Source organism: Erythrobacter sp. K21-9 (assembly GCF_055808355.1).
Map to the genome: position 1 here is coordinate 1224422 of NZ_CM147866.1, position 26401 is coordinate 1250822.

23 protein-coding genes, 1 other RNA gene and 4 pseudogenes are annotated in these 26401 nt (G+C 62.2%); 19 read left to right on the forward strand and 9 right to left on the reverse strand.

The window, feature by feature from the left end; all coding sequences use genetic code 11:
• Positions 1-43 precede the first annotated feature (43 nt).
• Complete coding sequence (gene secD, locus AC0L39_RS06185) at positions 44-1642, forward strand: protein translocase subunit SecD (protein WP_473261608.1); 1599 nt, start codon at positions 44-46, stop codon at positions 1640-1642.
• Between the two features lie 13 nt (positions 1643-1655).
• Positions 1656-2633 carry a protein translocase subunit SecF gene (secF, locus tag AC0L39_RS06190; protein WP_473261610.1) on the forward strand — a complete coding sequence of 326 codons (978 nt, stop codon included), beginning with the start codon at positions 1656-1658 and terminating at the stop codon, positions 2631-2633.
• A gap of 10 nt (positions 2634-2643) precedes the next feature.
• Here the strand turns inward: secF and AC0L39_RS06195 are convergent, their stop codons facing one another.
• The 3 genes from AC0L39_RS06195 to AC0L39_RS06205 all read right to left on the reverse strand — a co-directional run bounded on the left by AC0L39_RS06195 (position 2644) and on the right by AC0L39_RS06205 (position 4509).
• Positions 2644-2808, reverse strand: coding sequence for a hypothetical protein (locus AC0L39_RS06195; protein WP_473261612.1), 165 nt, complete (start codon positions 2806-2808; stop codon positions 2644-2646).
• Entirely contained in the window at positions 2754-3833 is a 1080-nt protein-coding gene (locus tag AC0L39_RS06200) for a glycosyltransferase (RefSeq protein WP_473261613.1), read from the reverse strand. The genes AC0L39_RS06195 and AC0L39_RS06200 overlap by 55 nt, the downstream gene beginning before the upstream one ends.
• A gap of 94 nt (positions 3834-3927) precedes the next feature.
• Positions 3928-4509 carry a helix-turn-helix domain-containing protein gene (locus AC0L39_RS06205; protein ID WP_473261614.1) on the reverse strand — a complete coding sequence of 194 codons (582 nt, stop codon included), beginning with the start codon at positions 4507-4509 and terminating at the stop codon, positions 3928-3930.
• Between the two features lie 109 nt (positions 4510-4618).
• Between AC0L39_RS06205 and AC0L39_RS06210 the strand changes: the two genes are divergently transcribed.
• Positions 4619-5092 (forward strand): DUF6456 domain-containing protein, encoded by a 474-nt coding sequence (locus tag AC0L39_RS06210; RefSeq protein ID WP_473261616.1) that lies wholly within the window; start codon positions 4619-4621, stop codon positions 5090-5092.
• Positions 5093-5122: 30 nt separating this feature from the next.
• On the opposite strand, the gene AC0L39_RS06215 is transcribed toward AC0L39_RS06210, so the two are convergent.
• From AC0L39_RS06215 to AC0L39_RS06230, 4 genes are all read right to left on the reverse strand, one after another.
• The gene (locus AC0L39_RS06215; protein ID WP_473261618.1) at positions 5123-5476 is read right to left on the reverse strand and encodes a SnoaL-like domain-containing protein; all 354 of its coding nucleotides are present in this window, start codon (positions 5474-5476) and stop codon (positions 5123-5125) included.
• A gap of 105 nt (positions 5477-5581) precedes the next feature.
• A complete protein-coding gene (locus AC0L39_RS06220) occupies positions 5582-6169 on the reverse strand; it encodes a uracil-DNA glycosylase family protein (RefSeq protein WP_473261619.1) in 588 nt (195 codons plus the stop codon).
• Positions 6166-7983, reverse strand: a complete 1818-nt coding sequence (locus tag AC0L39_RS06225; RefSeq protein WP_473261621.1) for an ABC-F family ATP-binding cassette domain-containing protein — start codon at positions 7981-7983, stop codon at positions 6166-6168. The genes AC0L39_RS06220 and AC0L39_RS06225 overlap by 4 nt, the downstream gene beginning before the upstream one ends.
• 48 nt (positions 7984-8031) lie before the next feature.
• Complete coding sequence (locus AC0L39_RS06230; protein WP_473261623.1) at positions 8032-9615, reverse strand: amidohydrolase family protein; 1584 nt, start codon at positions 9613-9615, stop codon at positions 8032-8034.
• Between the two features lie 114 nt (positions 9616-9729).
• Here AC0L39_RS06230 and AC0L39_RS06235 point away from each other — a divergent pair, with 114 nt between their 5' ends.
• The 8 genes from AC0L39_RS06235 to AC0L39_RS06270 all read left to right on the forward strand — a co-directional run bounded on the left by AC0L39_RS06235 (position 9730) and on the right by AC0L39_RS06270 (position 15377).
• Positions 9730-10461, forward strand: a complete 732-nt coding sequence (locus AC0L39_RS06235) for an SIMPL domain-containing protein (RefSeq protein ID WP_473261625.1) — start codon at positions 9730-9732, stop codon at positions 10459-10461.
• A gap of 62 nt (positions 10462-10523) precedes the next feature.
• Complete coding sequence (locus AC0L39_RS06240) at positions 10524-10844, forward strand: PepSY domain-containing protein (RefSeq protein ID WP_473261627.1); 321 nt, start codon at positions 10524-10526, stop codon at positions 10842-10844.
• Between the two features lie 126 nt (positions 10845-10970).
• Positions 10971-11648, forward strand: a complete 678-nt coding sequence (locus AC0L39_RS06245; protein ID WP_473261628.1) for a response regulator transcription factor — start codon at positions 10971-10973, stop codon at positions 11646-11648.
• The gene (locus AC0L39_RS06250) at positions 11599-13074 is read left to right on the forward strand and encodes a sensor histidine kinase (RefSeq protein ID WP_473261630.1); all 1476 of its coding nucleotides are present in this window, start codon (positions 11599-11601) and stop codon (positions 13072-13074) included. Before AC0L39_RS06245 ends, AC0L39_RS06250 begins: the two co-directional genes overlap by 50 nt.
• Before the next feature lie 105 nt (positions 13075-13179).
• Positions 13180-13770: a sigma-70 family RNA polymerase sigma factor gene (locus AC0L39_RS06255; protein WP_473261632.1), complete on the forward strand. Its 591-nt coding sequence runs from the start codon at positions 13180-13182 to the stop codon at positions 13768-13770.
• Positions 13767-14705 carry a hypothetical protein gene (locus tag AC0L39_RS06260; RefSeq protein WP_473261634.1) on the forward strand — a complete coding sequence of 313 codons (939 nt, stop codon included), beginning with the start codon at positions 13767-13769 and terminating at the stop codon, positions 14703-14705. Before AC0L39_RS06255 ends, AC0L39_RS06260 begins: the two co-directional genes overlap by 4 nt.
• Before the next feature lie 130 nt (positions 14706-14835).
• Entirely contained in the window at positions 14836-15255 is a 420-nt protein-coding gene (locus AC0L39_RS06265) for a hypothetical protein (protein WP_473261635.1), read from the forward strand.
• Complete coding sequence (locus AC0L39_RS06270) at positions 15252-15377, forward strand: hypothetical protein (protein WP_473261637.1); 126 nt, start codon at positions 15252-15254, stop codon at positions 15375-15377. The genes AC0L39_RS06265 and AC0L39_RS06270 overlap by 4 nt, the downstream gene beginning before the upstream one ends.
• 253 nt (positions 15378-15630) lie before the next feature.
• On the opposite strand, the pseudogene AC0L39_RS06275 reads toward AC0L39_RS06270, so the two are convergent.
• Positions 15631-15950 (reverse strand): annotated as a pseudogene (locus tag AC0L39_RS06275) (chorismate mutase).
• 66 nt (positions 15951-16016) lie between these two features.
• Between AC0L39_RS06275 and AC0L39_RS06280 the strand changes: the two are divergent.
• A pseudogene (locus AC0L39_RS06280) lies at positions 16017-17029 on the forward strand (polyprenyl synthetase family protein).
• Positions 17030-17091: 62 nt separating this feature from the next.
• Here AC0L39_RS06280 and AC0L39_RS06285 read toward each other — a convergent pair.
• Positions 17092-17901: a hypothetical protein gene (locus AC0L39_RS06285; protein ID WP_473261639.1), complete on the reverse strand. Its 810-nt coding sequence runs from the start codon at positions 17899-17901 to the stop codon at positions 17092-17094.
• A 207-nt stretch (positions 17902-18108) separates the two neighbouring features.
• On the opposite strand from AC0L39_RS06285, the pseudogene hrpB reads away from it, so the two are divergent.
• From hrpB to AC0L39_RS06320, 7 genes and pseudogenes are all read left to right on the forward strand, one after another.
• A pseudogene (gene hrpB, locus AC0L39_RS06290) lies at positions 18109-20537 on the forward strand (ATP-dependent helicase HrpB).
• Positions 20538-20558: 21 nt separating this feature from the next.
• The gene (locus AC0L39_RS06295) at positions 20559-20837 is read left to right on the forward strand and encodes an ETC complex I subunit (protein WP_473261641.1); all 279 of its coding nucleotides are present in this window, start codon (positions 20559-20561) and stop codon (positions 20835-20837) included.
• Between the two features lie 77 nt (positions 20838-20914).
• An RNA gene (ffs, locus tag AC0L39_RS06300) (signal recognition particle sRNA small type) lies at positions 20915-21009 on the forward strand.
• A 58-nt stretch (positions 21010-21067) separates the two neighbouring features.
• On the forward strand, positions 21068-22888 hold the full coding sequence (locus AC0L39_RS06305) for a DNA polymerase III subunit gamma/tau (RefSeq protein WP_473261642.1): 1821 nt from the start codon (positions 21068-21070) through the stop codon (positions 22886-22888).
• A gap of 13 nt (positions 22889-22901) precedes the next feature.
• Positions 22902-23246, forward strand: coding sequence for a YbaB/EbfC family nucleoid-associated protein (locus tag AC0L39_RS06310; RefSeq protein ID WP_473261643.1), 345 nt, complete (start codon positions 22902-22904; stop codon positions 23244-23246).
• Positions 23247-23380: 134 nt separating this feature from the next.
• Positions 23381-25793 (forward strand): annotated as a pseudogene (lon, locus tag AC0L39_RS06315) (endopeptidase La).
• Between the two features lie 242 nt (positions 25794-26035).
• Positions 26036-26308, forward strand: coding sequence for an HU family DNA-binding protein (locus AC0L39_RS06320; protein WP_473261645.1), 273 nt, complete (start codon positions 26036-26038; stop codon positions 26306-26308).
• Positions 26309-26401: the final 93 nt, after the last annotated feature.

A 26401-nucleotide genomic window follows, 5' to 3' on the forward strand; every position in this document is an offset into this window, starting at 1 on the left:
GACACCACAAGCACACTCCCTTCACGACTGAGATACAGCTCCGATGCTCGATTTCCCCCTTTGGAAGAAAATTTGGCTGTGGGTCCTGACCCTACTCGCCGTGGCGGCAGCGATACCCTCGCTGTACAATGCGACCGGCGGGGACTGGCCCGATGCCCTGCCGGAGCCGACCGTCAATCTCGGCCTCGACCTTGCGGGCGGATCGCACCTGCTGCTTGAGGCGGAAGGCGAAGAGGTTGCAGCGCAACGGCTCGAAAACATGGAAGAGGCCGTGCGCGCCGCGATGCGCAATGCCGAACCGCGCATTCGCATCGGCGATGTCTCGACGGCAGGCGGCGAATTGTCGTTCATGCTCGACAGCGTGAGCGATATCGACCGGGCGCGCGGCATCCTCGAACCGATGATGCAGGGTCCGGACCTCGTCCGCGAATGGGATCTTACGGTCGTCGATACCCAGCGCATGGTGCTGACCCCGACACAGGGCGGGACTGAGAATGCGGTGAACGATGCGATGGAAAGCGCGACCGAAGTGGTGCGCCGCCGTATCGATGAACTGGGCACGCGCGAGCCGACGATTATTCGCCAAGGCGACACGCGGATCGTGGTGCAGGTGCCGGGTCTCGAAGATCCCGAGGCGCTTAAGGAATTGCTGGGCCAGACCGCACAGCTCGAGTTCAAGCTGGTCGATGAGAACGCGCTGATCACCAACATCCAGGCCGGCATTGCACCTCCGGGAAGCCAGATTTTCCCCTATAGCGAAGGAAGTAATCTTGAAGGCCAGTCGGTCGCGGTCAAGCGGCTGGGCGGTATTCGCGGCGACAGCCTGACGGGCGCGCAATCCGGCATCAGCCCCGACACCAATGAAGACGTCGTCAACATCCAGTTCGACCAGCAGGGCGGCCAGAAATTCGCGCAGCTTTCGACCCAGAATGTCGGCAAGCAATTCGCGATCATCCTCGACGGCGAGGTGCTCTCGACCCCTGTATTCCGCGAACCGATCCTCGGAGGCTCGGCGCAGATCTCAGGCAGTTTCACTGCCGAAAGCGCGAACAACCTTGCGATTTCGTTGCGTTCGGGCGCTCTGCCGGTTCCGCTGACGGTGATCGAGGAGCGCACGGTCAGCGCTGAGCTGGGCGCGGATTCGATCCAGAGGGGGCTCATTGCGATGCTGATCGGCAGCTTTGCTGTGATCGCGTTGATGATCGCGACCTATGGCCGCTTCGGCATCTATGCAACGATTGCGCTGTTCTTCAACGTGTTGATCCTGCTCGGCATCATGGCGGGCCTCAACACGACGCTCACCCTGCCGGGAATCGCCGGTTTCGTGCTCACGATCGGCGCGGCGGTCGATGCGAACGTGCTCATCAACGAGCGTATTCGCGAAGAGCGCAAGCGCGGGCGGCGCGTGATCGCGGCGGTCGAGAATGGCTACAAGGAAGCGAGCCGCGCGATTTACGACGCCAATATCACGAACTTCATCGCGGGCGTGCTGCTGTTCCTGTTCGGCTCTGGCCCAGTGCGCGGCTTTGCCGTCGTGCTGATCATCGGGCTGTTCACGTCCGTCTTCACCGCATTGACGCTGACCCGCATGTGGGTCGCCGGATACCTTCGGGCCAAGCGCCCCAGCGACATCAACGTTTGAGGAGGGACCACGCATGAAACTGCTTAAACTCGTCCCCGCCGACACCAATATCCGCTTCCTGAAGCTGCGTGTCCCGTTCTTTATCTTCAGCATCCTGCTGATCATCGGCAGCTGGGCCGCCGTGCTCACCCAAGGCCTCAATTACGGGGTCGATTTCGCCGGCGGTCAGGAAGTCCAACTGACCTTCGAACAACGCGATCAAGCCCCCGTGGGCGAACTGCGCGAGCTGGTCGGCGGATTGGGCTACGGAACGCCCGTGGTCCAGGAATTCGGTGCGCCGAACGTGGTCTCGATCCGTGTTCCCCTGCCCGAAGAGGTCGAAGATACCCCCGGCGCTGCAACCGAGATCGGCAATGAAGTCATCGCCATGATCCAGGGCCAGTATGACGAGGTTCGGACCGACGGCAACAACACCGTCTCAGGCAAGGTTGCAGGCGAATTCCGGCAGGACGCCGTCCTCGCGCTTGCGCTCGCGATGCTGGGCGTGGCGATGTATATCTGGATCCGGTTCGAGTGGCAGTTCGGCGCAGGCGCGCTGTTCGCGCTGTTCCATGACGTGTCGGTGACGCTGGGCATATTCGCGGTCTTCCAGCTCGAATTCTCGCTCCAGATCATCGCCGCGATCCTTGCGATCATCGGTTACTCGCTGAACGACACGATCGTCGTCTATGACCGTATTCGCGAGAACCTGAAGAAGTATCGCAAGATGCCGCTGCCAGAGCTGCTCGACCTGTCCGTCAACGAGACGCTGGCGCGCACCGTGATGACCTCGCTGACGTTGCTTGTCGCGCTGCTGCCGCTGCTGCTGTTCGGCCCGGCGAGCCTGTTCGGCCTCGTCCTCGCGATAACCGCGGGCCTCTTCATCGGTACCTATTCGAGCGTCTATCTCGCGGCGCCGATCCTGATCTGGCTGGGCGTGACCTCGGACAGCTTCGTGCCGAAGGAAACCGAGGCGGACTTGCAGGAGAAGAAAGCGCGCGGGCAGGTGTAAAAGCGGCGCTTCAGGCGCTCGCTATCAACCGCTCGTAATGCGCAGCCAGTTCGGCGGCGTTGTTTTCCCAGCTGAAGCGCTCGGCCAGCGCCGCCACGTTCATTGCCTTGGGCGGGAAGTTCAGGACTGCGTTGACCGCTTCGGCAACCGCCTGCGGCGTGCGCTCTGACAGCAAGCGGTACCGGCATTATCGTTCACGATCAATTCGCGCGCACCCCCGACATCGCTGGTCACCACTGGCGTGCCGCAGGCGAGCGCTTCAACCCATGCATTGGCCAGCCCCTCACTGACGGTCGGCAGGACCATCACGTCGGCGGCGGAGAGGATAAGCGGCAGCATGTCGTGATCGAGCGAACCGGCAAACAGGATGCGCTCCGATGTGCCGGTGGATATGGCAAGGTCGCGCAGTTTGTCCTCGTCCTCGCCCTGGCCGACCAGCACCAGGCGCGCACCGGGAATATCGGGGAGAGCGGCTATGACGCAGGCTTGGCCCTTGCGTTCGATCAATGCGCCGACGCTGACCAGCAACGGGGCGTTGTCGGGCATCGCAAAGCCCAGTTCCTGCGCCAGCTGGCTGCGCAGCTGCGTATGATCCAGCGGGCGAAACCGGTCGCGGTCGAGGCCGGTATAATGGACCGTGATCTTGTCCTGCGGCATTCCGAGCGCGGCCATGTCGCGTGCCAGTGCCTTGCTCACCGATAGCAGTCCGGTCGCGGCATTCGCGGCTTCGAGCATTTGCTCAAGGGCAAAATCCTGTTTCCCCCAATAGGAGATGTCGCTGCCACGCGCCTTGATCGACAGCGGCGTGCCAAGCGCCTTGGCGACATGCGCGGCTGCCGGGCCATCGGGGAAGAAAAACTGCGCATCGACGATATCGACCGGATGCTCTGCATTGATCCGCTCGGCCAGCGGGAGCACGGCCTTGGCAATCGCCGCCACGTTGCGCCGTGCCCCGACCTTCGGGATCAGGCTGAAGCGCGGGCGGTGGACCTCGATCCCGTCCTCGCTCGATATCTCATCGAGCTGCGACAGCGCCCGGTAGCGGCCTGCCGCGACGGGCGGGATGCCGATCGGATTGATTACGGTAACCTGCCAATCGCGGCGTTTGGCCAGCGCCTCCAGAGAACGCGCCACGAACGTACCGAAACGCGGGTTCACCGCGTTCGGGTAGAGCGTGCTGATGGCCAGAACGTGCTTCACGATGGCTCCTTGATCCAAGGTCCCGCATTGTCTTGTGCGGCGGGTAAGATGCTTTCAACAAACACAGTTAAAGCGCCGGTTTCCCTGTTTAATCTCAAAGCGGCCGCACCAGCATCACGGCCACGGCGACCCATGGCGGATTGTCCACGACCTGCTGCTTTTGCCCAGCGCCGGGAGGAAGCAATCCGACCAATGTGCCACGCCGGTCGATCAGCCGCCCGAATGCGAAGCGTCCGCCGGGGCGCGGGACCAGGCAATCGCGGTTGATCGCCTCGGCAGCGTCTTCCGGTGCAACCTGCCGCAACCATAGCAAATCTCCGGGCCGGTATTCGCCAATGCTCTCGGTCACACTCAGCACGGTTAGCGGGCGCTCCGAGGATTGTGCGGCCAGATCAGATGGCAGCACCGCCTCTGCCGGAGTGTCCAGCGCCTCGGCCCCTTGCGCGCCAAGCCGCGCTATGACCTGCGGCTGGGCATTGTCATCGGAGCGCACGAGCGTTTCGGGATCGACGCCCAGCGCCGCACCGATCCGGTCCATCCACTTTATCGAGAGATTGCGCATTCCCGTTTCCAGCCGCCCGATGGTCTGGGCGGTGGTGGGCGGATCGCAGGCTTCGGCCAGCTCGGCGAGCGTCAGTCCCTTGGCCTTGCGAATATCGCGAATACGGTTGATCATTGGCTCTCACTTATCGCTTAATGAACCCATTTGGTAATAATTGCTGTTTCCTACATCTGCCCGATTGATGCAAGCCCCTTTTCACCATTTCGGTAAAAGAGGATGTGTTATGCCACGCAAACTGGTGGAAAAGGAACTGACAAGCGAAGGCCCGAAGCGGTCCGGAGCAGCCACGGGCAAGCGCCGCACCGTCACGATGAATGTCGGCGAAAGCCCGATCGAGTGGCTGCATTCACGCGGACATCTCGAACGGCGGCTGTTCGAGGCGGGCGAGGCGCTGCGGCGCGATTACGAGCGCGCGCAGCTTTCGCCGAATGTCACGATGCGCTGGGACCCGGTGCGGATCAAGGCCACCGGCGATCAAGGGCTTTCACCGGGTGAAAAGCAGATTGCGGCAAAGGACCGCTTCGACGGCGCACTGGCGCTGGCGGGCAAGGGCCTCGACGATGTGCTGTGGCGCGTGGTGTGCGCTGGCGAAGGCCTGCCGGACGCGGAAAAGGGCCTTGGCTGGCCCGCGCGCAGCGGCAAGCTTGTGCTCAAGCTTGCGCTGGAGCGGGTCGCGGATTTCTATCGCATCGGGTGAGGCAGGTCGCCGATCTTTCACCGGAGCGGATCAGCTACCGTAAAAGAAGCGCTCTTCCGCAATCTTGCCGTCCCGGACGGTATAGACCCCGACCTCCTTCATCTGCGAGCGTTCGCCATCCATCGTGACGTCCATCTCATAATTCACCGCGAACTGATCGCCGAAGACGTAAGGTCCGTCGGCGCTCGAGCTGTGGACCTGCGCATTCTCGTTCCACCAAGCGTGTTTTTGCAGCAGTGCCTCGCGCCCTTCGACGCGCGCCATCGGGCTGTCGGGCATGGGTTCGAGGCTGACGATATCGTCGGCCCAGTAGGTCTGGTATCCTGCTTCGTCGTCGTCAGAGACGGCCTTGGTGAAATCCTTGGCAAGTTGTTCGATCGACATGGCTGTTCTCCCCAAAATGATCGTCGCACCATGAACCTTGAATGTGGCGCTATCAGGACAAACGGAGCCGGAGGATTTTGGTCCCTGGACACTGTCTCATGTGTCTCATGCGCAGGCCGCCTCGGCCACTACTTGGCGCAATTGCGGTATCACGTCGCTCTCGAACCACGGGTTCCGCGCGCTCCACATCCGCACCCTCCACGAGGGATGAGGGAGGGGGAGGAAGGGGGCGTATTCGGCGTAACGGCGGACCCGCTCGGTCATAGTCAGTTTGCGGGTGTGCGGGAGGTAGTGCGCCTGAGCGTACGAGCCGACGAGCAGCGTCAGTCGGAGTGCAGGGAGCAGGTCGAGGACGGGCTGGTGCCACCGGGGCGCGCACTCTGGTCGCGGAGGAGCATCGCCGCCCTTCGCTTTGCCCGGATAGCAGAAGCCCATCGGTACAAGCGCGACGATGTCGGGGTCATAGAATGCGGGTTTGTCCAAGCCGAGCCACCCGCGCAGCCGGTCCCCGCTGTCATCGTCCCACGGAACGCCGCTGGCATGGACCTTCGTGCCGGGAGCCTGACCGATGATGACGATGCGCGAGCGCGGCGAGAACTGGATGACTGGTCGCGGCCCGAGCGGCAGGTGCTCGGCGCATAGGGTGCAGGCGGCGATCTCGCGGTGGAGGTCGGCGGCCCGCTGCGCGCTCATCCCTCGACCTGTTCGGCAAGGGTCAGCCAGCGCTCCTCGGCAGCGTCCTTCTCGGCCCGCGCGTTTTCGAGGCCCTTGGAGATGGTGGTAAAACGCTGCTGGTCCGATGCGTAGAGATCGGGGTCGGCAAGAATGGCCTGCGCCTTGGCAATCGCGGCTTCCAGCTCCTCAATCCGCGCAGGCAGGATCTCGTAATCGCGCTGGTCCTTGTAGGAGAGCTTGTCGGGCTTCGACGGGGAAGGTGCGGGCGAAGGCGCGGGGGCGGGTTTGGAGGCCTGCCTGGACTTGCCCACGACGCGCTTCTGCCGCTTGGCCTCCCAGTCCTCGTACCCGCCTGCAACGACGTCGACCGTGCCCGACCCGTCGAGGCCGAGCGTGAGGGTGACGGTGCGATCCAGGAAGTCGCGGTCGTGGCTGACGATCAGGACCGTGCCGTCGAAATCGGCGATCACCTCCTGCAGAAGGTCGAGCGTTTCGAGATCGAGATCATTGGTCGGTTCGTCGAGTACGAGGAGGTTGGCGGTGCGGGCGAACTCGCGGGCGAGCAGCAGCCGGGAGCGTTCGCCACCGGAGAGGATGCCGACCTTGGTGTCGACGATCTTGGGATCGAACAGGAAGTCCTTGAGATATGCCTGCACATGCTTGCGCTGCCCCCGAACGTCGATCCAATCGCCGCCTTCTGCAAGGATATCGCGCACGCTGGCGCCGGGTTCGAGCAAACGGCGCTGCTGGTCGATCATCACGCCCGAAAGCGTAGCGGCGCGCGTGATCGTGCCGCTATCAGGTTCAAGCTCTCCGGTGAGCATGCGCAGCAGCGTCGTCTTGCCCGCGCCGTTCGCACCGACGATGCCGATGCGATCGCCGTTCTGGATGCGGAGGGAGAACGGCTTGATGATGGTGCGATCATCGAAGCTCTTGGTGATCTTGTCGGCAACGATCACCGACTTCGATTTGAAGTCGTCGTCGCTCGCAAGCTTGAGCTTGGCAGTGCCGCTGTCAGAAATCATGGCCGCGCGGGTAGCGCGCATCTGGTAAAGCTTTTCGAGCCGCCCCTGGTTGCGTTTGCGCCGCGCGGTCACCCCGCGCTCAAGCCAGTGCGCCTCCAGCTTGAGCTTGGCATCGAGCCGTTCGGCGGCGCGGGCTTCCTCGGCATACACCTGCTCTTCCCACGCTTCGTATCCGCCAAAGCCGACCTCCTTGCGGCGCATTGTCCCGCGGTCCAGCCACAGCGTCGCGCGGGTCAGGCGCTTGAGAAAGGTCCGGTCGTGGCTGATCGTGATGAATGCACCCTTGTACCGGGTCAGCCAGTCCTCCAGCCAGTCGATCGCGCTGAGGTCGAGGTGGTTGGTCGGCTCATCGAGCAGCAACAGGTCGGGATCCTGCGCCAGCGCTCGTGCGATGGCGGCGCGTCTCCGCTCGCCTCCGCTGGCGCTTTCCGCATCGGTGGCCATGTCGATGCCGAGCTGTCCTGTAATGGCTTCGACTTCGTATTCGGCAGGGGGATGCTCGCCAGCGAGCGCGAAATCCATCAGCGTGTCGAAGCCGCTGAAATCAGGCTCCTGCTCGAGGAACACGATGCGCGTGCCCGGTTTTACCCGGCGCGTGCCGCGGTCCATCTCGATCCGGTCGTCGATCAGCTTGAGCAGCGTTGTCTTGCCCGCGCCGTTGCGCCCGATCAGCGCGAGCCGGTCGCCCGGCAGCACATGCAGGTCAATGGGCTCTGCGCCCTGTCCCGGCTGGGGACCGCCGAACAGCCAGCGGCCGCCCTGCTGCAGGCCGAGCCCTTCGAGGCTGAGGATGGGAGGTTGCGCCATAGGCCGCGCGAGTTAGGCGCTGCGCACCGCCACCGCAAGGGCGCTTTGCTATGGCTGCGATGCCTTCTGCGCTTCGACCATCTCCGCCACATCTGCAAGCAGTGCAGGCGCATCGAAGACGATCCCGTCCTTGATGGTCCAGCGCACCCCGCCAACGGTCTCAAGCTGGTTGGTCTCGCGGTTGAGCCGGGTATGGCCGGTCCCGTAAAGCACCTTGAGGTTCGCCAGCGGGTTCTCGGACACGATCAAGAGATCGGCAAGCTTGCCAACCTTGATCGAGCCCATTGGCGGCTCCTCGCCCTTGGGATCGTAGAGTTCACGCGCGCCATCGATGGTGGCTGCCTGGATCACCTCGAGTGGAGTCAGCCCTGCCTCGCGCAGCATCTCGAGCTCGCCGATATAGGCGAACCCCCAAGTCTGGTAGATGTAGCCCGGATCAGACCCGGCGGTAACGCGACCGCCGCGATCCTTGAACTCGCGGGTCAGATCAAACCATTTGCGATAAAAACCGCTCCATGCTGTCTCGTCCTCGCTGGTCCAGTCGTGGTAATAGCTGCCGTGATTGGTCAGGCTCGGAGCATAGAACTGCATCAGCGAGGGCAGCGTGTATTGCTCATGCCATTCAAGGTTGCGCGCCCGCATGACATCGCGGCTGGCCGAATAGATATTGAATGTCGGGCTGAGCGTCACGTCATTGGCGATGAGGAAGTCAATATACTCGTCCCATTCCTCGCTTCCCGGTTCGCCAACCTGCTGCGCGAGGCGCGCGACCCATGCGAACCGCGATTGCTCATCGAGGTAGTTGTAGTCCACCGGATATTGCGGAAGGCGGCTGCCATCCAGCAGGCTTTCGAAATGTCCATAGAAATGGGTGACGCCGTCGAGGCCAAGCTCCACAGCCTTGCGGGCATTGACCTCGGCTACGCCGCGCTGGCCGAGATGGGCTACCGTGCCAAGGCCCTCCGTCTCGGCTTGATCGAGGATCGCCCCGAGAATGTGCGGGGGTTCATTGTTGAAGAACTTGATCCCGTCATAGCCCTCGGCCTTGATCCAGCGCACCCAGTCGCGGCCCTCGTCCGCGCTGTCGATTATGCCGTATGGCCCGACCGCGCCCGGCACGGTGTAGGCGAACAGGCGCGGTGCGGTGATGGTGTTGGCAGCGCTGCGCTGTTTCTGGTCGATCGAGGGGTCGTTCGGTCCGAACCCGAACCCGACGCCGCGCACGCTGGTGACGCCGTGCGCCAGCCACAGCTTGAACCCGTAGGATGGCTGGGGCGCCTTGAACGGATCGCCATTATGGCCGTGCGTGTCGATGAAGCCGGGCAAGACATACATGCCGCCAACCTCGATCACGCGGTCGGCGGCGACATCAGCTCCGCCGCCGCGCACAATCTGCGCGATCAGGTTGCCTTTGACCACGATGTCGACCGGACCTTCGGGAGGAGCGCCGGTGCCGTCGATCATGGTCGCGCCGCGGATCAGGAGCGTGCCGAACGGTCCTTCGCCCTCTCCGGTAGGGCGTTCGGGCACACGCTCCATGACAGGCTGCGCCATCGCGGGCTGGACGAACAGGGGCGCGGCGAGAGCCAGTGCCGAGAACGAAAAGGCTGCAGAACACAGTCTGGAAAGCATGGAAATCCCCCTCTTGCCGCCATGCATAGCGCCGACCATCCGCTTTGCACACAATTCCATTCAGAGGATCGAAAGGGCGAGCAGATCATTGAATGATCTATGGAGGATAGACCTATGAAAAGCTGGCTCATTCCCGGCGCGCTCGCGCTTGCTGCGCTCACCGCCGCACCTGCCCACGCTACCACCGTCGAAATCGAGGCCGAGGGACCGGTGATCGAATTATCCGTGTTCGAAAGCGTGACGACCGCGCCCGATATTGTGACGATCGGCGCAGGTGTGAACACCGAGGCGCCGACTGCTGTCGAGGCGCTTCGTCAAAATTCGGAAAAGATGCAAAACGTTATCGACCGGATCAAGGCGCTGGGTGTCGATGAAAAGGATATTCAGACTACCGGCATCAACCTCAACGCACGCTTCGACTATGACCGGACGAACCAGCGGCAGGTGTTTCGCGGCTACCAGGTCTCGAATCGTGTGAGCGTGAAGCTGCGCGAAATAGACGAGACGGGCGAAGTGCTGGATGCGCTCGTGGTCGCCGGGGCCAACGACCTGAGCGGGCCGAGCTTCTCGATCGAAGACGACGAAGCGGCCAAGGATGAAGCGCGCAGCCGAGCGGTAGAACGCGCGCAGAAGCGCGCCCAATCCTATGCCGAGATGGTCGGCTATGGCGGCGCGCGGGTGCTCGCGATCAGCGAGGCGATCCGGGCGAGCGGGCCAATGCCGCCAATGGTCTCGCGAGATGCGATCATGGTCACAGGCGCGCGCGCAAATGCACCGGTCCAGCCCGGCCAGGTCAGCACGGGAGTGAGCATCACGATCAAGTACGAGATGGTGGACGGCGGCTGAACCGGCGGCAACGCGGCCATTCACAGCTTGTTCAACGCGCAATCTCTAGGCATGACAGCACCATGAAGGCCATTCCCGCATTTTTCGCCGCCGCTTCGCTGGTGCTTGCCGCTCACTCTCCAGTGGTGGCGGTCGAGCGCGCAGTGCAGGACCAGCAGCGCACTGACCAGGGCGAAGCGCGCAAGGAAATGCGGGCCGGCAATCAGCTTTCGCTTCGCGAGATTGAAAAGCGCGTTCTCCCCCGGATGAGAGGCTCCGAATATCTTGGTCCCGCCTACGATGCGACCGCACGCGCCTACCGGCTCAAGTTCATCAAGGATGGCCGCGTGACCTATGTCGATGTCGACGCGCGCAGCGGCCGGATCATCAACCGTTCACGCTGATACGGAACTCGCGGTGTTGTCCAATCATTGGGGGACAGTGATCGCCGCTGCACGCGCCCCTCGCTTGACGCGCCCCGTGCAAAAGCGCACGAACCCGGCGACTTACACACAGATATCTGGTGGACTATGCGCATCCTGATTGTCGAAGACGAACCCACTCTCGGCCAGCAACTCAAATCGACCCTCGAACAAAATGGCTACGCCGTTGATCTGTCGACCGATGGCGAGGACGGGCACTTTCTTGGCAGTACCGAAGATTACGACGCCTGCGTGCTCGACCTTGGCCTGCCTGAAATTGACGGGCTGTCGGTGCTCGGCATGTGGCGCAAGGAGGGGCGGGATTTCCCAGTTCTGGTCCTGACCGCGCGTGACAGCTGGTCGGACAAGGTCGCAGGCCTCGATGCTGGCGCGGACGATTATCTCGCCAAGCCATTCCAGACCGAAGAACTGATCGCCCGCCTGCGCGCGCTCATCCGCCGCGCTTCGGGCAACACATCGTCCGAGCTGACGGCTGGCAATGTCCGGCTGGACACACGCTCGGGCCGGGTCACTCTCGATGGCGAGCCGGTCAAGCTGACGGCGCAGGAATACAAGCTGCTGAGCTATCTGATGCACCACAAGGGCAAGGTGGTCAGCCGCACCGAACTGATCGAGCATATTTACGATCAGGACTTCGACCGCGATTCCAACACGATCGAAGTTTTCGTCACCCGTATCCGCAAGAAACTTGGCGCAGAGGTAATCACTACGATCCGTGGCCTCGGTTACAGCCTCGACGACCCCGCAGACGCACCCCGAGCGTAAGGGCGGCGATGCCGAACCTGTTTCGCCGGCTGGCGAGACGGGCGAGGGCGCGCAGGCCGCCGCGCCGAGCGATGTGCCCTTACCTCAAGCGCGCAGGGGCAGCCTCGCCCGGCGCATGGGCTTTATCGCGGCGGTGTGGATTACGGTGCTGCTGCTGGGCGGGGGCCTCGCGCTCGACCGCACGCTGACCAATCAGGTCAGGCAGAACTTCGACGAGCAGCTTGAATACCAACTCACAGCGATGATCGCGTCCGCCGAAATCGATTCTTTCGGTGAGGTCTGGTTTTACCGAACTCTGGGTGACCAGCGCTTCCTGGAGCCCGGAAGCGGACTCTACTGGCAGATCAGCGGGGGCGAGTATGAGCCGTGGCCCTCGCGCAGTCTGTGGGACAGAACACTCGAGGTCAAAGGTGATCACTTCGACAACGAGGCGCATTTCTACGATTCAGACCAGTTTGAAGGCGAGCCGCTTCGTGTTGCCGAGCGGACGATAATCCTCCCAGGAAGCGAAACGCGCTGGACCTTTGCTGTCGCCAGCGCGACCGAGGAGATGGATTACCAGATCCAGCAAGTTCGTCTGATCCTCATCTGGAGTTTTGCGGTGCTGGGCCTCGGCCTGATGGTCATGGCGCTGCTGCAAATCCGCTATGGCCTGCAACCTCTCCGCCGGGTCCGCGCGGCCATATCCAAGCTGCGGACGACCGGTGAAAACCGCATTACCGAACCGCTGCCGAGCGAAGTTCAGCCGCTGGTCGAGGAACTTAACGGGCTGCTCGAGCACTCGGAAAAGCAGGCTGAAGAGGCTCGCACCCATGCGGGCAATCTCGCCCACGCGCTCAAGACCCCGCTCACCGTGCTCACCAATGCCGCAACCGCGCGCTCGCCCGACCTCAATGAGGCGGTGTTCCGCGAGACACGCACCATGCAGCGCCATGTCGATCACCATCTCGCCCGTGCCCGAGCAGTGGGTCGCCGCGCCGTGGGTCATGCCCGGACCGATGTTCGCGCCAGTGCAGAGGCTGTGCGGCGCGCTGTCGAACGGCTTTACCCCGAGGGGCGCCTGGACATTGCTGGCAGCAAGGACACGATGGTCGCGATCGAGCGGCAGGACCTCGACGAGATCCTGGGCAACCTAATCGAGAACGCGGCGAAATATGGCGGTGGTAGCGTATTCGTGACGGTCGATGCCGACCCGGACAGCGAGGACTGCGTGATCTGGATCGAAGACGACGGGGTCGGTATCCCAGAAGGCGAACGCAGCCGCATATTCGATCGCGGTGCGCGGCTCGATACCGGAAAGCCCGGCACCGGCCTCGGCCTCGCCATCGTGCGGGATGTCGCCGAGATTTATGGAGGCGGTGTGACCCTTGGCGAAAGCGAAGACCTTGGCGGACTGCTGGTCGAGCTGCGGTTGCCCCGGGCATAGGTTTTGCGCGCCGGATTTTTGCGCAGCCGTGCGAAGGGTTTCGAAAGCTCGCCCGTTTCCCAAGCGAGCTACAACACGCAAACGGGGCCTTTTGCGCGAGATCATATGACCATTGGCAACACGCCAATTGCCGAAACGGACAGCGCAGACGCGGCCCTCGTGGCGCGGATTGCTTCGCGCGAGGAAAGCGCCTTTCGCGAGACCATCGCCGCGCATGCGACCATTCTGCACCGGATTGCCTACCGCATGACGGGAGATGCGCATGAAGCGGAGGATATCGCGCAGGAGACAATGCTGAGACTGTGGGATCACGCACCGCAACTGGAGACGCGCGGAAACGCGTTGAAGCTGGCGCCGTGGCTGAAGCGTGTCGCGATGAACCTCGCGCTCGACCGGCTGAGACTTAGAAAGCGCAGCTCCGACGCAGAAGTGCCTGAGCGGGCGGATGAAGCGCCGCTGGCCGATCAGGTGATCGAAGGCGCAGAGGAAGCGCAAACGGCGCGCGAACTGGTGCACGAGCTGCCAGAACGACAGCGAGCCGCGATCGTCCTGACCCATTATGAAGAATTACCCAATGCCGAAGCTGCCGCCGTGCTCGATATGAAACTCAAAGCCTTTGAATCCCTGCTTTTCCGCGCCAGGGCCGCGCTGCGCACATCGTATGAAGCGCTCGCTGCGCAAGGGGATGAGGCATGAGCGATATGGACAAGGATATCGGACCGATTGCACCCGGCAGCCCTCTCGGCAAGGTGCTGGACGGGTTCACCGCTCCCGAAATGCCGGCTGGATTTGCCGACCGCGTGGTCGCTGCGACAGAAGGCCGCGCGGCCACTTTGCCGACCCCGCGCGCCAATGGCGCTCGCTGGCGGAGCGCCCGGCGGCTAGCGATCGGGGCGCTGGCTGCGGGTGCGCTCGGCACGGCAGCGGCGGCAACCGGAGTGCTCGAGGAGCTTGGCGTGGAGCTCCCTTCGCCGCAGCAGGTTTGGTCGACGATCACCGGATCGCCTCCTGCACCTCCTCCGGCGTCGCCTGCCGAAGAGCAGCGCCCGGCAATAATCCCCGAGACCAATGCCCCCGTCACGATCGAAGGGCCTATCGACACGCCCGAGGAGCTTGAGGAAGCGTTTCGCCGGGTCGATGAAGTGCTCGATGCAAGGCGGGAAAATCGCCGCGGGCGAGTGGATCAGCGGATCGACAACGTTATCGAGCGCCGCCGCGAGCAGGGCCTTCCTGCTCCCACTCCCGAGCAGGAAGAGCGGCTTATGAATCGTGTCGACCGGTTCCGCGAACGCCGCGACGGACAGCTTGATGAACGGATCGAAGGACGCCGCGAGGAATTTCGTGAACGGATCGAAAATGGCGAGGAACTGACCCGCGAGGACTTTCTGCGCGAATTGCGCGAGGACGGGCAGGATGGGGCAGCCAGCTCGCGCCTGCAACGCCTCCGGGACATGACGCCAGAGCAGCGCCGTGAGGCATTGCGGCGCTTTCGTGAGCGACGCCAGGACCGCCTGAACGAACTCCAGCAGGAGGCGTCGCCACTCGATGCGCCCGACGAAGCGGTAAGCGAAGAGCCTCCGGACCCGGAACTGGAAACCACTGAACCTCAGATGGATGACAGCCCCGAATAGATTTTTTGCGCGCGCCGCGAAGGGTGCAGCGCGTTTCCTCGTTCATTGAGTGTCACTGGCTGCCGAAAGGTGGATCGGCAGCCGGAAAGACCCCGCATGGATGACACGACATTGGATGAGGAATTTAGACATGAGAACGACCCTGACCCTGACTGCGCTTGCCGCGCTCGCCAGCGCTTCTGCCGTTTCCGCGCAGGAGCAGACACGGACCAAGACTTTCGAAGGACCGAATGCGTCCGCGACGCAAACGACTACGGTCGACCGCGAAGCCGGAACCTTGAACCGCGACCGGACCGTGACGAACACGAACACCGGGAACACCGCATCGAGCACTCTCAATCGCCAGCGCACCGATACGGGCGCCACCGTCAGCCGGTCCCAGACGGGCCCTGCCGGAAACACCCGCTCGCTTCAGGGTGAGAGGGTACGCAGCGAAAACGGCACCACTTTCACTGGCACCGCAACCGGTACCGGCGCGGTAACGAATATGGCCTTGCGGGCTCTCGCAGCCGCGACGGGCAAGGCAATTCGTCTGCAAGCCAAAGGGTGACGAACCCGGCTGGCGAGACCGTCTTCAGCCGCGACCGGACCACGACCCGCAGCAATGGTCAGGTCAACCGCACCGTTGATCGCTCGCGCAAGCAAGGCTTCAAGCCGCGCCGTCCGCGCTAGAAGCTCCTCCCGGCAGGCCAAGGCCCCCTGGGTCTGCCGGACACCACCGGGTAGGTTTCGATATTGCCCGGCACCGATGGGCGCGGAGTACCGATCCACTCCGCGCCCATTTTGCATATCATGAGGATGACAACCATGTGCGATTGCCGCGATGAAAGAATAGCGCTCGAAACCGGCAGACCCGTAGTCGGAAGGCCCGGGTCCGAATCGCTGCCGGGAGCGGAGTCATCACGAAACGACCGGTAACGCCTGTCTAGCTGCCGCGCGCCTTTTCATGGTGCCGGATCACTTCTTCGATGATGAATCGCAGGAATTTTTCACTGAATTCCGGGTCGAGATCGGCTTCTTCGGAGAGTTTTCGCAGCCGCGCGATCTGGCGCTGCTCGCGCGCAGGATCGGCGGGGGGAGGGTCACTTTCGCCTTGTACTCCCCGACGGCCTGCGTGATGCGAAAGCGCTCGGCCAGCATATGGATTATCGCCGCATCGATATTGTCGATGCTTTTGCGATAGGCTGCGAGCTGGGAATCGTCCACTGGGCCAGGTGGCGGGGACGCGTGCGTTTCATTGGACATCACGTGCAAAGCTAGCAGCAATTCAGCGCTTGCCAAGCGCTTGAGGCTCGACCAAAGCCGCACCCTATGACTGCAGAAGTCGTCTCCATGCCGCGCAAACGGCCTACGCTCGATCCGATGCTGTCGCTGACCGCAAGCGGCATGAATTCGGTCAATACTGTGATCCTTGAACGGATGCAGAGTGAGATTCCTCTCATTCCGAGCCTCGCCGGCCACCTGATTTCGGGCGGCGGAAAGCGGCTGCGCCCCATGCTCACGCTCGCCGGAGCGGAACTGGTCGGATATCAGGGCACGCGCCATCACAAGCTCGCAGCGGCTCGTGGAATTCATCCACACCGCGACGCTCCTGCATGACGATGTGGTTGATGGAAGCGAACTGCGCCGGGGAAAGGCTGCGGCGAATATCATCTTTGGCAATCCGGCCACGGTGCTGGTTGGCGATTTCCTGTTCAGCCGTGCTTTCGAGCTGATGACCGAAGACGGTTCGCTCAAAGTGCTCAAGATTTTGAGCAATGCGAGCGCCGTGATCGCCGAGGGCGAAGTGTCGCAGCTTACAGCGCAGCGCCAGATCGAAACGAGCGAGGAACGCTACCTCCACATCATCGGCGCGAAGACCGCCGCCCTGTTCGCGTGCCGCGAGCCAGATAAGCGCCGTGGTCGCCGAATGCGGTGAGGAGCAAGAGCGCGCGCTGGAGGATTACGGGCGCAACCTGGGCGTGGCTTTCCAGCTTGTCGACGACGCGATCGATTACGATTCCGATGCCTCCGAAATGGGCAAGGACCAGGGCGACGATTTCCGCGAGGGCAAGATGACGCTCCCGGTGATCCTCGCCCATGCGCGCGGATCGGAAAACGAGCGAAAGTTCTGGAAGGCCGCGATCGCCGGACACCGCACATCGGATGACGATCTGGCTCACGCGATCGAATTGATCGACCGGCACAACGCGGTTGACGATACGCGCGAGAAAGCGCGCCACTTCGCGCAGCGCGCAGTCGATGCAATCTCGATATTCCCCGAAAGCTCGGCGCGGTCCGCGATGGCCGAGGCCGCGCAGTTTGCCGTGGCGCGCGGCTACTGAACGAGAAAGACCCCGACCTCGCTGAGCGAAGCCGGGGCCATTTCAGATAGGTCCAGGGTGACTTACTGGCGCGTCGCGTTCCAGCGGACGACGCTATCGTCACGCGGGTCGGTGCTGACACCCGAAAGCGTGTCGCCATCAACGGTCAATTCGAGAACATTCACCGTCTCGCCATCACGTGAATAGGTCTCGCGGTAGACGTTGTCGCTGATCCTCTCGACCGCAATCATCCCGCCGCTATCGTCGCCTTCTGGAGTGACCGCTTCACCGCCGAGAACCGCGGTATATCCCCCGCCATTGCCCGTGCTGGTAATGGTGTCACCGTCGATCGCATAGGTGAACAGCAGCCCCGCATCGGTCATTTCGCCGAGATCGCTGACGGCCCATTCGCCCGAAGCTGCGTGGGAGCCATCAGGCCCTGCTTCGACGCGGGAATACATGGTCGACCCTTCGACGACTTCATCGCCATCCAAATTGGTCCAGGCGATGGTCATGGAATCGCCGTCCTCGCCGACGGTCCAGGTCGACTTGCCCTTTTCCTCATCGCCGAGGCGCGAAGCGGACTCGATTGTCATATCGTCGACAATGTTGACCTTGATGCCATCAATGCCGGGCCGGTCCACTGTCTGCCACTCACCGTCAGCGGTAACCGAGAACGGGGGCAGGCAGCTGTTGCAGGTGTATTCGCCGTCGGCGATCGTGTAATTGTTGTTGGAATTTTCAAACTCGGCAGAATCGAGATTGGCTTTCCAGGTGCCAGCGATGCTGCCTGTTTCGGCTGCCACGACCGCCTCTGTGTCGGCAGCGCCTCCGCAAGCCGTCACGCCCATTGCAAGCGTCGCCACGGCAAGCGCCGTCATCATCTTTTTCATGAATTTCCCCTATATCAGTTTTCATCTGCCCCGACCGCTCGAAGCGGATCTGTCGGGCTGTGCTTTCAACTGCGTCCCAACGCCCGAATACCAGCATTTGCGGCAATTAACCAAATCTCCTCCGCCCCATTTCGGATAAGCGAGTGAAATGAGAGAGATGCGCGCCAGGGGCTGTCTCGCTTCCCTGATTGTGCCAAGGATGTTCTCGTGTCCGATCAGCTCCCGATCCTCGATGTGTTGCCCGAAATTCGCGCCGTTCTCTCCGACTCGGGAGCCGGGGTGCTGGTTGCGCCGCCTGGCGCCGGCAAGACAACAGCCGTGGCGCCAGCGCTTCTGGACGAGGCATGGTGCAGCGGACAGATCATCATTACGTCGCCGCGCCGGGTTGCCGCGCGTGCCGCAGCCGAGCGCATGGCGCAGAACATGGGAGAGAAGCCCGGTGAGACGGTCGGGTATCTGACCCGCCTCGACAGCAAGGTTTCGGATAGAACCCGCATCCTTGTCGTAACCGAGGCGATCCTTGTGAACCGCCTTGTCGATGATCCGGAACTGCCCGGCGTTTCCGCCGTCTTGTTCGATGAAGCGCATGAGCGGCATCTGGACAGCGATCTCGGACTCGCTCTCGCGCTGGAGACACGCGAGGTGCTGCGCGAAGACTTGCGGGTGCTTGTCATGTCCGCGACTATCGATGGGACGCGCTTTGCCCGGTTGCTGGGCGAAACTGCTACGGTGATTGAAAGCGAAGGTCGCAGCTTCCCGCTTGAAATCCGCTGGCTCGGCAGCGATGCCAATGCTTCGGTCGAGGATCAGGTTGCAGCGGGCGTGGTAACGGCGCTGCGCGAGAATGACGGGGACATCCTCGCTTTCCTGCCCGGCGTTCGGGAGATCGAACGGGTACGAGAGCGGCTGGAGCCACGACTCGCGGACATTTCTATCCTGCCGCTTCACGGGCAGGTCGAACCAGCGGAGCAGCGTGCCGCGATCCGGCGCGACCGTGAAGGCAGGCGCCGCATCGTGCTGGCAACGGCAATTGCCGAGACCTCGCTGACTCTCGAAGGGGTTTCAATCGTTATCGACAGCGGCCTCGCGCGCTACGCCGAGTTCGACCGGGCAGCGGGGACAACGCATCTGGTCACACGCCGCGCAAGCAGGGCGGCGGCGACTCAGCGCGCAGGCCGTGCCGCTCGGCAAGGGCCGGGCGTCTCCTACCGCTTGTGGGAAGAGGGCGGCCACGGCGGCCGGCCCGAGTTCGCGCCTCCCGAGATCGAGATTGCCGACCTTGCTCCAATGTTGCTCAAACTAGCGAAATGGGGCTCCAGCGATCCGGCGGAAATGGCATGGCTCGACGCACCTCCCGAAGCTTCGATTGCGGCGGCGAAGAGCAACCTCAAAGCTCTGGGTGCACTCGATGGAGAGGGCCGTATCACGCAGTGGGGCGAGGCTATTGCTGCGATGCCGATGGCGCCCGATCAAGCCGCGGCAGTGCTCCACGGTGCGAAAGCGGGCTGCACGGAGGAAACGGCCCGATTGGTGATGCTGATCCAGGAACGCGGACTGGGCGGGCGGAGCGAGGATCTTGCGCAGCGACTCTCGCGGTGGGCAGGGGATCGATCAGGAAGGGCGCAGAGCGCAGCGCGGATCGCGCAAGGGTGGGCGCGCGCCGCTTCAGAAACGCACCGCACGAGCGAGACCCCCGCACAATCGGCAGCCGAATGTCTGGCCCTGTCCCGCCCCGCATTTGTCGCCATGCGCCGCGATGCGAAAGGAGAGCAATGGCTCAGCGTCGGCGGACGCGGTTTCCTGCTCGACCCGGCGTCACCGCTTGCGAGCGCCCGGTGGATCGTGATTGCCGATGCGCAAGGCCAGGCGAAAGGCGCGCGCATCACTTCGGGCGTTGAAATCGCCGCCGATCGCATCGAGGTGCTGTTCTCGAATGAAATCGCGGAACGATCGATAGTCCGCTGGAATGACTCGGAAAACCGCACCGAATCTCGCCGCGAAAAAAGGCTCGGGGCGGTCGTGATCTCGCGCGGTCCCGATCCTGCGCCAGATGGCGAGCAGGTAGTGCATATCCTTGTGGAAAAGGCTCTGGAAAAGCTGGGGGACGTTTTGCCGGCTCGGCTTTCTGGCCCGCGCCGAATTCGCCGGGGTCGAAGGACTTTCGAGAGCTGCCCTGCGCGAGAGTGCAGACATCTGGCTTGCGCCATTGCTGTCGGGTCGGCGTGATCTGAACCTCTCGCCGCAACGTTTTGCCGACACCGCGCTGGCGATGCTCGACTGGGGGACGCGGCAGCGGCTGGACGAGTTGGCGCCGATCCACTTCACATCGCCTGCCAACACGCGCCATCCTGTCGACTACACGGGCGACGACGCGCCGAGCACCGAAGTTCGTGTCCAGGCGCTGTTCGGCCTCGATAGCCATCCGCTGATCGAGCCGGACGCCGCTCCTGCTCAAGCTGACCAGCCCCGCAGGTCGTCCTATCCAGTCCACGCGCGACCTGCCGGGTTTCTGGCGCGGCAGCTGGTCCGATGTCGCGAAGGATATGAAGGGCCGGTATCCGAAACATCGCTGGCCCGAAAAGCCTTGGGTGGAAAAGCCGAGCCTCAAGACCAAAAACGCCTTCAATCGAACGTGAGTTTGGATTAATGGGCATTCCATGACCGCAAGAATTTACCAGCAACCCAAAAGCGCAATGCAATCGGGCAAGGCCAAGACCGACACCTGGGTGCTCGAATTCGAACAGAGTGAAGCGCGTAAGCCTGATCCGCTCATGGGCTGGACCGGGAGCGGCGACACGCAAGCGCAGGTTAAGCTGAATTTCCCGACCAAGGAAGCGGCCAAGGCCTATGCCGAGAAATACGGCATTCACGCGCGCGTTCACGCGACACCGCCAAAGTCGCTCAAGATCCAGGCCTACGCCGACAATTTTCGGTAGCCTGAAGGCAGAAGGCCGCACAGGCTTCACCGCAAATCCACTGTTGAAATGTTCACCTCTCCCCGCCATATGGCGGATCGGGAGTCGGGTGGACGTTTGCGTTCGCTCACCGGGTCAGGTCCGGAAGGAAGCAGCCCAGGTGAATTGCGGCGGGTCGCTCGGCTCCTTTTTCCAACACATCGTGCGATCATCGCCATGACAAACGCTGCGCAAGCGCCTAGCTTGTCGGCGTGACTGATTCCGATCCAGACCTGACCGAAAACGAACAAGAAAACGCGCCGACAGCTGCCGAGTTGGAGGCTGCCGGGCAAGATTCGATGTTTGGCGGGGAAGAGGCCGAACCGGCCAAGGCCGCGTCGGTGCCTGCTGAGGCCGGGCCAGCCGCTGCGCCGCCCGCGGCGGTCATTGCCTCTGGCCAACCGGATCAACCCTACCGCGTACTGGCCCGCAAGTACCGCCCGCAGACATTCTCCGAGCTGATCGGTCAGGAGCCGATGGTGCGAACGCTGGCAAACGCGATCGAGCGTGACCGGCTGGCGCATGCATTCTTGATGACCGGGGTGCGCGGGGTCGGGAAGACCTCGACCGCGAGACTGATCGCCAAGGCGCTCAATTGCGTCGGTCCGGACGGGGAAGGCGGCCCGACAATCGATCCTTGCGGTGTGTGCGAGCCGTGCACCGCGATCGCCGAAGGCCGCCATATCGATGTCATTGAGATGGACGCCGCATCGCATACCGGTGTCGACGACGTGCGCGATATCATCGAGCAGGTGCGCTACGCGGCGGTGTCAGCGCGTTACAAAATCTACATCATCGACGAAGTTCACATGCTTTCGCGCAATGCCTTCAACGCGCTTCTCAAGACGCTCGAAGAACCGCCAGCCCATGTAAAATTCCTGTTCGCCACGACCGAAGTCGAGAAGTTGCCCGTTACGGTCTTGAGCCGCACGCAGCGTTTTGACCTGCGCCGCATTCCCTCGGACTTGCTGGCCACCCATTTCGGCAATGTATGTCAGAAGGAAGGCGTAGAGGCCGAGGGCGAAGCACTGCGGATTATTGCTGCCGCTGCCGAAGGGTCGGTGCGAGATGGTCTTTCGATCCTCGATCAGGCGATTGCCCATGCCGACCTCGACGCGGACAGCAAGGTTACCGCCGGGCGTGTCCGCGACATGCTCGGCCTTGCCGACAAGAGTGCGCAGCGCAGCCTGCTTACGCACCTGCTCGAAGGCGATGCCAAGGCGCTGCTGGCAGCGATTGAGGAGCAATACGCGCTCGGCGTCGAACCCTTGGCCCTGATGCGCTCGCTCATGGACCTCGTTCACAAGATCACCGTGGCGCAGGTTTCGGGCAGCGAACCCGATGCCCCCAGCGAAGAGGAACGCGCTGCGCTTGCCGGGTTTGCCGCCCGGCTTGGCGCGGGAGAATTGCACCGTTTATGGCAATTGCTGCTCAAGGGACATGACGAGGTCAGACAGGCACCCGACCCGCTTGTTTCGCTCCAGATGGCGTTGCTGCGCGCGCTTCATGCATCCGGGCTTCCCGATCCTGGCAAGCTTGCCAAGCGTATCGAAGAGCTAGCCAATCGCGCCCCTGCTTCTCCTGCGGCGCCCGGAGCAGACAGCGCTGGCGGAGCGGCAGCGGAACATGCCAGCGCCGCGGCTGGCCCCGCGCCCGACTGGGCGGAACTGGTCGACCGGATCGATCACGCGGGACAGTTGCGTGTCGCGCAGATCATGCGCGACCGCGTGCGGGTGATCGAACTGGGTTCGGAAAAGCTCGTTTATGAGCAGGCCGACAATTTCCCGGATGACCCCTCTCCAGATATGCGCGACGCGCTATTCAAACTGACGGGAAAGCGTTGGTTGGTCGAGAAAGGATCAGGAAATGCCGCGCCAAGTTTGCGTGAAACTGCCGATGCGCAGGCCGATGCCGCGCGCGAGAGGGTCTTGTCCGATCCAATGGTGAAGGCCACATTCGAAGCATTCCCCGACGCCGAGCTGATCGAGCCCGATACGAATGTGGCCCGCGCTTCCGGCAGCAAATGGAACTGATGGAGTAATTTCGATGAAATCGATGGAAGAAATGATGCAGGCGGCACAGAAGGCCGCTGAGAATATCCAGACGCAGATAAACGACATGCAGGTCAAGCTCGACAACATCGAGGTCGAGGGTGCAGCGGGCGGCGGTCTTGTGAAAGTGCGCGCGACCGCCAAGGGCCGCATTCTCGGCGTTGCGATCGACGACAGCCTCATGAAGCTCGAAGAAAAGCAGATGGTTGAGGATCTGGTTACCGCCGCGTTCAACGATGCGCGCGACAAGGCTGACCGCGTTTCCGCCGAGCAGATGAAAGAGATGCAAGGCGGCATGGGCCTGCCTCCGGGATTCAACCTGCCGGGAATGGGCGGGTAGTCTCCTTCCGCTTGCCAGTTTGATCCGTCCATGCGACCTCCACAGCTTAGTCGGCTTGGGAGTTGCGGCGCGGCGCGCGGCTTCCCATATCCTTCTGCAAAGGCGCGCCCCAATGGCCGCTCGGACGCTATTTCATGACACAGACATTCCCTCTTCTCCCCCTGCGCGACATCGTCGTGTTTCCCGGCATGGTTGTGCCGCTCTTTGTTGGCCGCGATAAGTCGGTCGCCGCGCTCGAAGCGGTGATGGAAGCGAGCAAGGATATTTTCCTTCTGGCGCAGCTTGATCCCGGTTGTGACGATCCGGAAGGCGAAGACCTCTATGATGTCGGCGTCGTTGCGCAGGTCCTGCAAATGCTCAAACTGCCCGACGGGACCGTGCGCGTCATGGTCGAAGGGACTCACCGTGCAAAGCTGAACGATCTGCGCGCAGAGGAAAATTATGTCATCGCCTCGGTCGACATGCTCGAGCCTGAAACCGTGGCTGGCAACGAGGTCACCGCCTTGATGCGCCAGGTGACGGAGCAATTCGGTGAGTATGCCAAACTGAACAAGAAGCTCGGCGATGAAACCAATGTCGAGCTTGGTGATGTGGACGATGCCGGGCAGCTTGGCGACATGATCGCCGCTGCAATCAATGCCAAGGTTTCGGACAAGCAATCACTGTTGACAGAGGCCAATCCGCTGAAGCGGCTCGAACTGGTCATGGCCTTCATGGAAGGCGAGCTTTCCGTGCTTCAGGTCGAGCGCAAGATTCGTGGCCGCGTGAAGCGGCAGATGGAAAAGACCCAGCGCGAATATTATCTCAACGAGCAGCTCAAGGCGATCCAGAGCGAGCTTGGCGGGGGTGACGGCGAAGAAGGCGACGAGATCGCCGAGCTCACCGCGCAGATCGAAAAGACCAAGCTTTCGAAAGAAGCGAGGGCGAAGGCCATTGCCGAGCTGAAAAAGCTGAAAGGCATGCAGCCGATGAGCGCGGAAGCGACCGTTGTGCGCAATTATCTCGACGTGCTTCTGGGCCTGCCTTGGGGCAAGAAATCGAAGCTCAAGAAAGAGATCGCCAAAGCGCAGGAAGTGCTCGACGCAGATCATTACGGTCTCGAAAAGGTCAAGGACCGGATCATCGAATATCTCGCGGTGCAGGCGCGGACCAACAAGCTCAAGGGCCCGATCCTGTGCCTGGTCGGCCCTCCGGGCGTCGGCAAGACCTCGCTCGGCAAGTCCATCGCGAAGGCGACCGGGCGCGAATTTGTGCGCCAGTCCTTGGGCGGTGTGCGCGATGAGGCAGAAATCCGTGGTCACCGGCGCACGTATATCGGCTCGATGCCCGGCAAGATCGTCAACAACCTCAAGAAAGCCGGGACCAGCAATCCGCTGTTCCTGCTCGATGAAATCGACAAGCTCGGCCAGGACTTCCGCGGCGATCCCGCCTCGGCCTTGCTCGAGGTTCTCGATCCTGAGCAGAACGACAAGTTCCAGGATCACTACCTCGAGCTAGATATCAGTCTTTCGGACATCATGTTCGTGACGACGGCCAACAGCCTGGACCTCCCTCAACCTCTGCTTGATCGGATGGAGATCATCCGTCTCGAAGGGTACACCGAAGACGAGAAGGTCGAAATCGCCAAGCGGCACCTGATCGAAAAGCAGGTCGAACAGCATGGCTTGAAGGAAGGCGAATTCGAGCTGACCGATGAGGCGCTGCGTGATCTGATCCGGTATTACACCCGCGAATCCGGGGTCCGAACTTTGGAGCGCGAAATTGCCCGGCTGGCGCGCAAGAGCCTGCGCAAGATCCTCGAGAAAGAAACCGAAGCCGTGCGGATCACTCCGGACAATCTCGGCGACTTTGCTGGCGTGCGCAAATTCAAGCACGGCATGAGCGAGGATGAGGCGCAGGTAGGAGCCGTCACGGGTCTGGCATGGACATCGGTCGGAGGCGAATTGCTCACGATTGAAAGTGTCACGACGCCGGGCAAGGGAGAGATCAAGACGACCGGCAAGCTGGGCGACGTGATGAACGAGAGTATCTCCGCCGCATTCAGCTTCGTAAAGGCGCGTGCTCCCGCCTACGGCATCAAGCCGTCATTGTTCCAGCGCAAGAACATCCATATCCACCTGCCTGAAGGGGCGGTGCCGAAAGACGGTCCGAGCGCAGGTATCGGGATGGTAACCTCGATCGTTTCAACGCTTTCAGGCGTTCCTGTCCGTACCGGATGTTGCGATGACAGGCGAAGTCACTTTGCGGGGCCGCGTCCTCGCCATTGGCGGTCTCAAGGAAAAGCTCCTCGCAGCTCTACGCGGCGGGATCAAGACGGTGCTCATCCCGGAAGAGAACGAGAAGGATCTCGCCGAAATTCCGCAGAACGTGAAAGACGGTCTGGAGATCATACCGGTCGATCATGTGGATGTCGTCCTGGAGCACGCGCTGACCGACATGCCCGCATCGATCGAGTGGACCGAAGCGGACGATCTTGCCTCGCAGCCTAGCGCTGCTGCTGGCAATGGTCCGTCTTCGGGCGGTTCGAATACGCCCACAGCGCATTGATTCTCGGCAGCAGAGCCCGTCGGTTCGGATTATTCTGATCCGGCAGGTTCGTTTGCATTGGGCGTATCGACCAACCTCGGTTCGTCGCAAATGCTTACCAATCCGCTAAAAAGCCCGCATTTCTGCGTTATTTGCCTTTGACAGCCCCTGTAAAAAGGGCTCAACCTACGCGCTTTCGGAGAAGCGATTCACCGAGGCCGATTGTCGAAGAACGCAGAAGAAATAATGAGGGGGTTCTCAAGATGAACAAGAATGATCTGATCAGTGCTGTTGCCGATGCCAGTGGGCTTTCGAAGAATGATGCAGCCGGCGCCGTGGAAGGCGTTTTTGATGCGATCACGAAGTCTTTGTCGAAGGGTGAAGAAGTGCGACTGGTTGGATTTGGAACGTTTTCCGTCGCGCGCCGTAAGGCCTCGACAGGCCGCAACCCCCGGACCGGTGAGCCGATGACGATCAAGGCGTCGAACCAGCCGAAGTTCAAGGCCGGCAAGGGCCTCAAGGACGCAGTCAACTAAGATTGACGATAATGGAATTTTCGGCGCAGGTGGGGCGCTGAATAAAAGAACCCCGCTGAGCATACCGCTCGGCGGGGTTCTTTTGTTTCCGGT

Excerpts from the sequence above, each read along its gene's own strand:
- AC0L39_RS06320 (WP_473261645.1), top strand. The coding sequence starts at position 26,036 with ATGAACAAGAATGATCTGATCAGTGCTGTTGCCGATGCCAGTGGGCTT.
- AC0L39_RS06310 (WP_473261643.1), top strand. The coding sequence starts at position 22,902 with ATGAAATCGATGGAAGAAATGATGCAGGCGGCACAGAAGGCCGCTGAG.
- AC0L39_RS06255 (WP_473261632.1), top strand. The coding sequence starts at position 13,180 with ATGACCATTGGCAACACGCCAATTGCCGAAACGGACAGCGCAGACGCG.
- AC0L39_RS06215 (WP_473261618.1), bottom strand. The coding sequence starts at position 5,476 with ATGTCGATCGAACAACTTGCCAAGGATTTCACCAAGGCCGTCTCTGAC.
- AC0L39_RS06265 (WP_473261635.1), top strand. The coding sequence starts at position 14,836 with ATGAGAACGACCCTGACCCTGACTGCGCTTGCCGCGCTCGCCAGCGCT.
- AC0L39_RS06230 (WP_473261623.1), bottom strand. The coding sequence starts at position 9,615 with ATGCTTTCCAGACTGTGTTCTGCAGCCTTTTCGTTCTCGGCACTGGCT.
- AC0L39_RS06295 (WP_473261641.1), top strand. The coding sequence starts at position 20,559 with ATGACCGCAAGAATTTACCAGCAACCCAAAAGCGCAATGCAATCGGGC.
- AC0L39_RS06235 (WP_473261625.1), top strand. The coding sequence starts at position 9,730 with ATGAAAAGCTGGCTCATTCCCGGCGCGCTCGCGCTTGCTGCGCTCACC.
- AC0L39_RS06220 (WP_473261619.1), bottom strand. The coding sequence starts at position 6,169 with ATGAGCGCGCAGCGGGCCGCCGACCTCCACCGCGAGATCGCCGCCTGC.
- AC0L39_RS06240 (WP_473261627.1), top strand. The coding sequence starts at position 10,524 with ATGAAGGCCATTCCCGCATTTTTCGCCGCCGCTTCGCTGGTGCTTGCC.
- secF (WP_473261610.1), top strand. The coding sequence starts at position 1,656 with ATGAAACTGCTTAAACTCGTCCCCGCCGACACCAATATCCGCTTCCTG.
- secD (WP_473261608.1), top strand. The coding sequence starts at position 44 with ATGCTCGATTTCCCCCTTTGGAAGAAAATTTGGCTGTGGGTCCTGACC.
- AC0L39_RS06205 (WP_473261614.1), bottom strand. The coding sequence starts at position 4,509 with ATGATCAACCGTATTCGCGATATTCGCAAGGCCAAGGGACTGACGCTC.
- AC0L39_RS06285 (WP_473261639.1), bottom strand. The coding sequence starts at position 17,901 with ATGAAAAAGATGATGACGGCGCTTGCCGTGGCGACGCTTGCAATGGGC.
- AC0L39_RS06225 (WP_473261621.1), bottom strand. The coding sequence starts at position 7,983 with ATGGCGCAACCTCCCATCCTCAGCCTCGAAGGGCTCGGCCTGCAGCAG.
- AC0L39_RS06245 (WP_473261628.1), top strand. The coding sequence starts at position 10,971 with ATGCGCATCCTGATTGTCGAAGACGAACCCACTCTCGGCCAGCAACTC.
- AC0L39_RS06210 (WP_473261616.1), top strand. The coding sequence starts at position 4,619 with ATGCCACGCAAACTGGTGGAAAAGGAACTGACAAGCGAAGGCCCGAAG.
- AC0L39_RS06260 (WP_473261634.1), top strand. The coding sequence starts at position 13,767 with ATGAGCGATATGGACAAGGATATCGGACCGATTGCACCCGGCAGCCCT.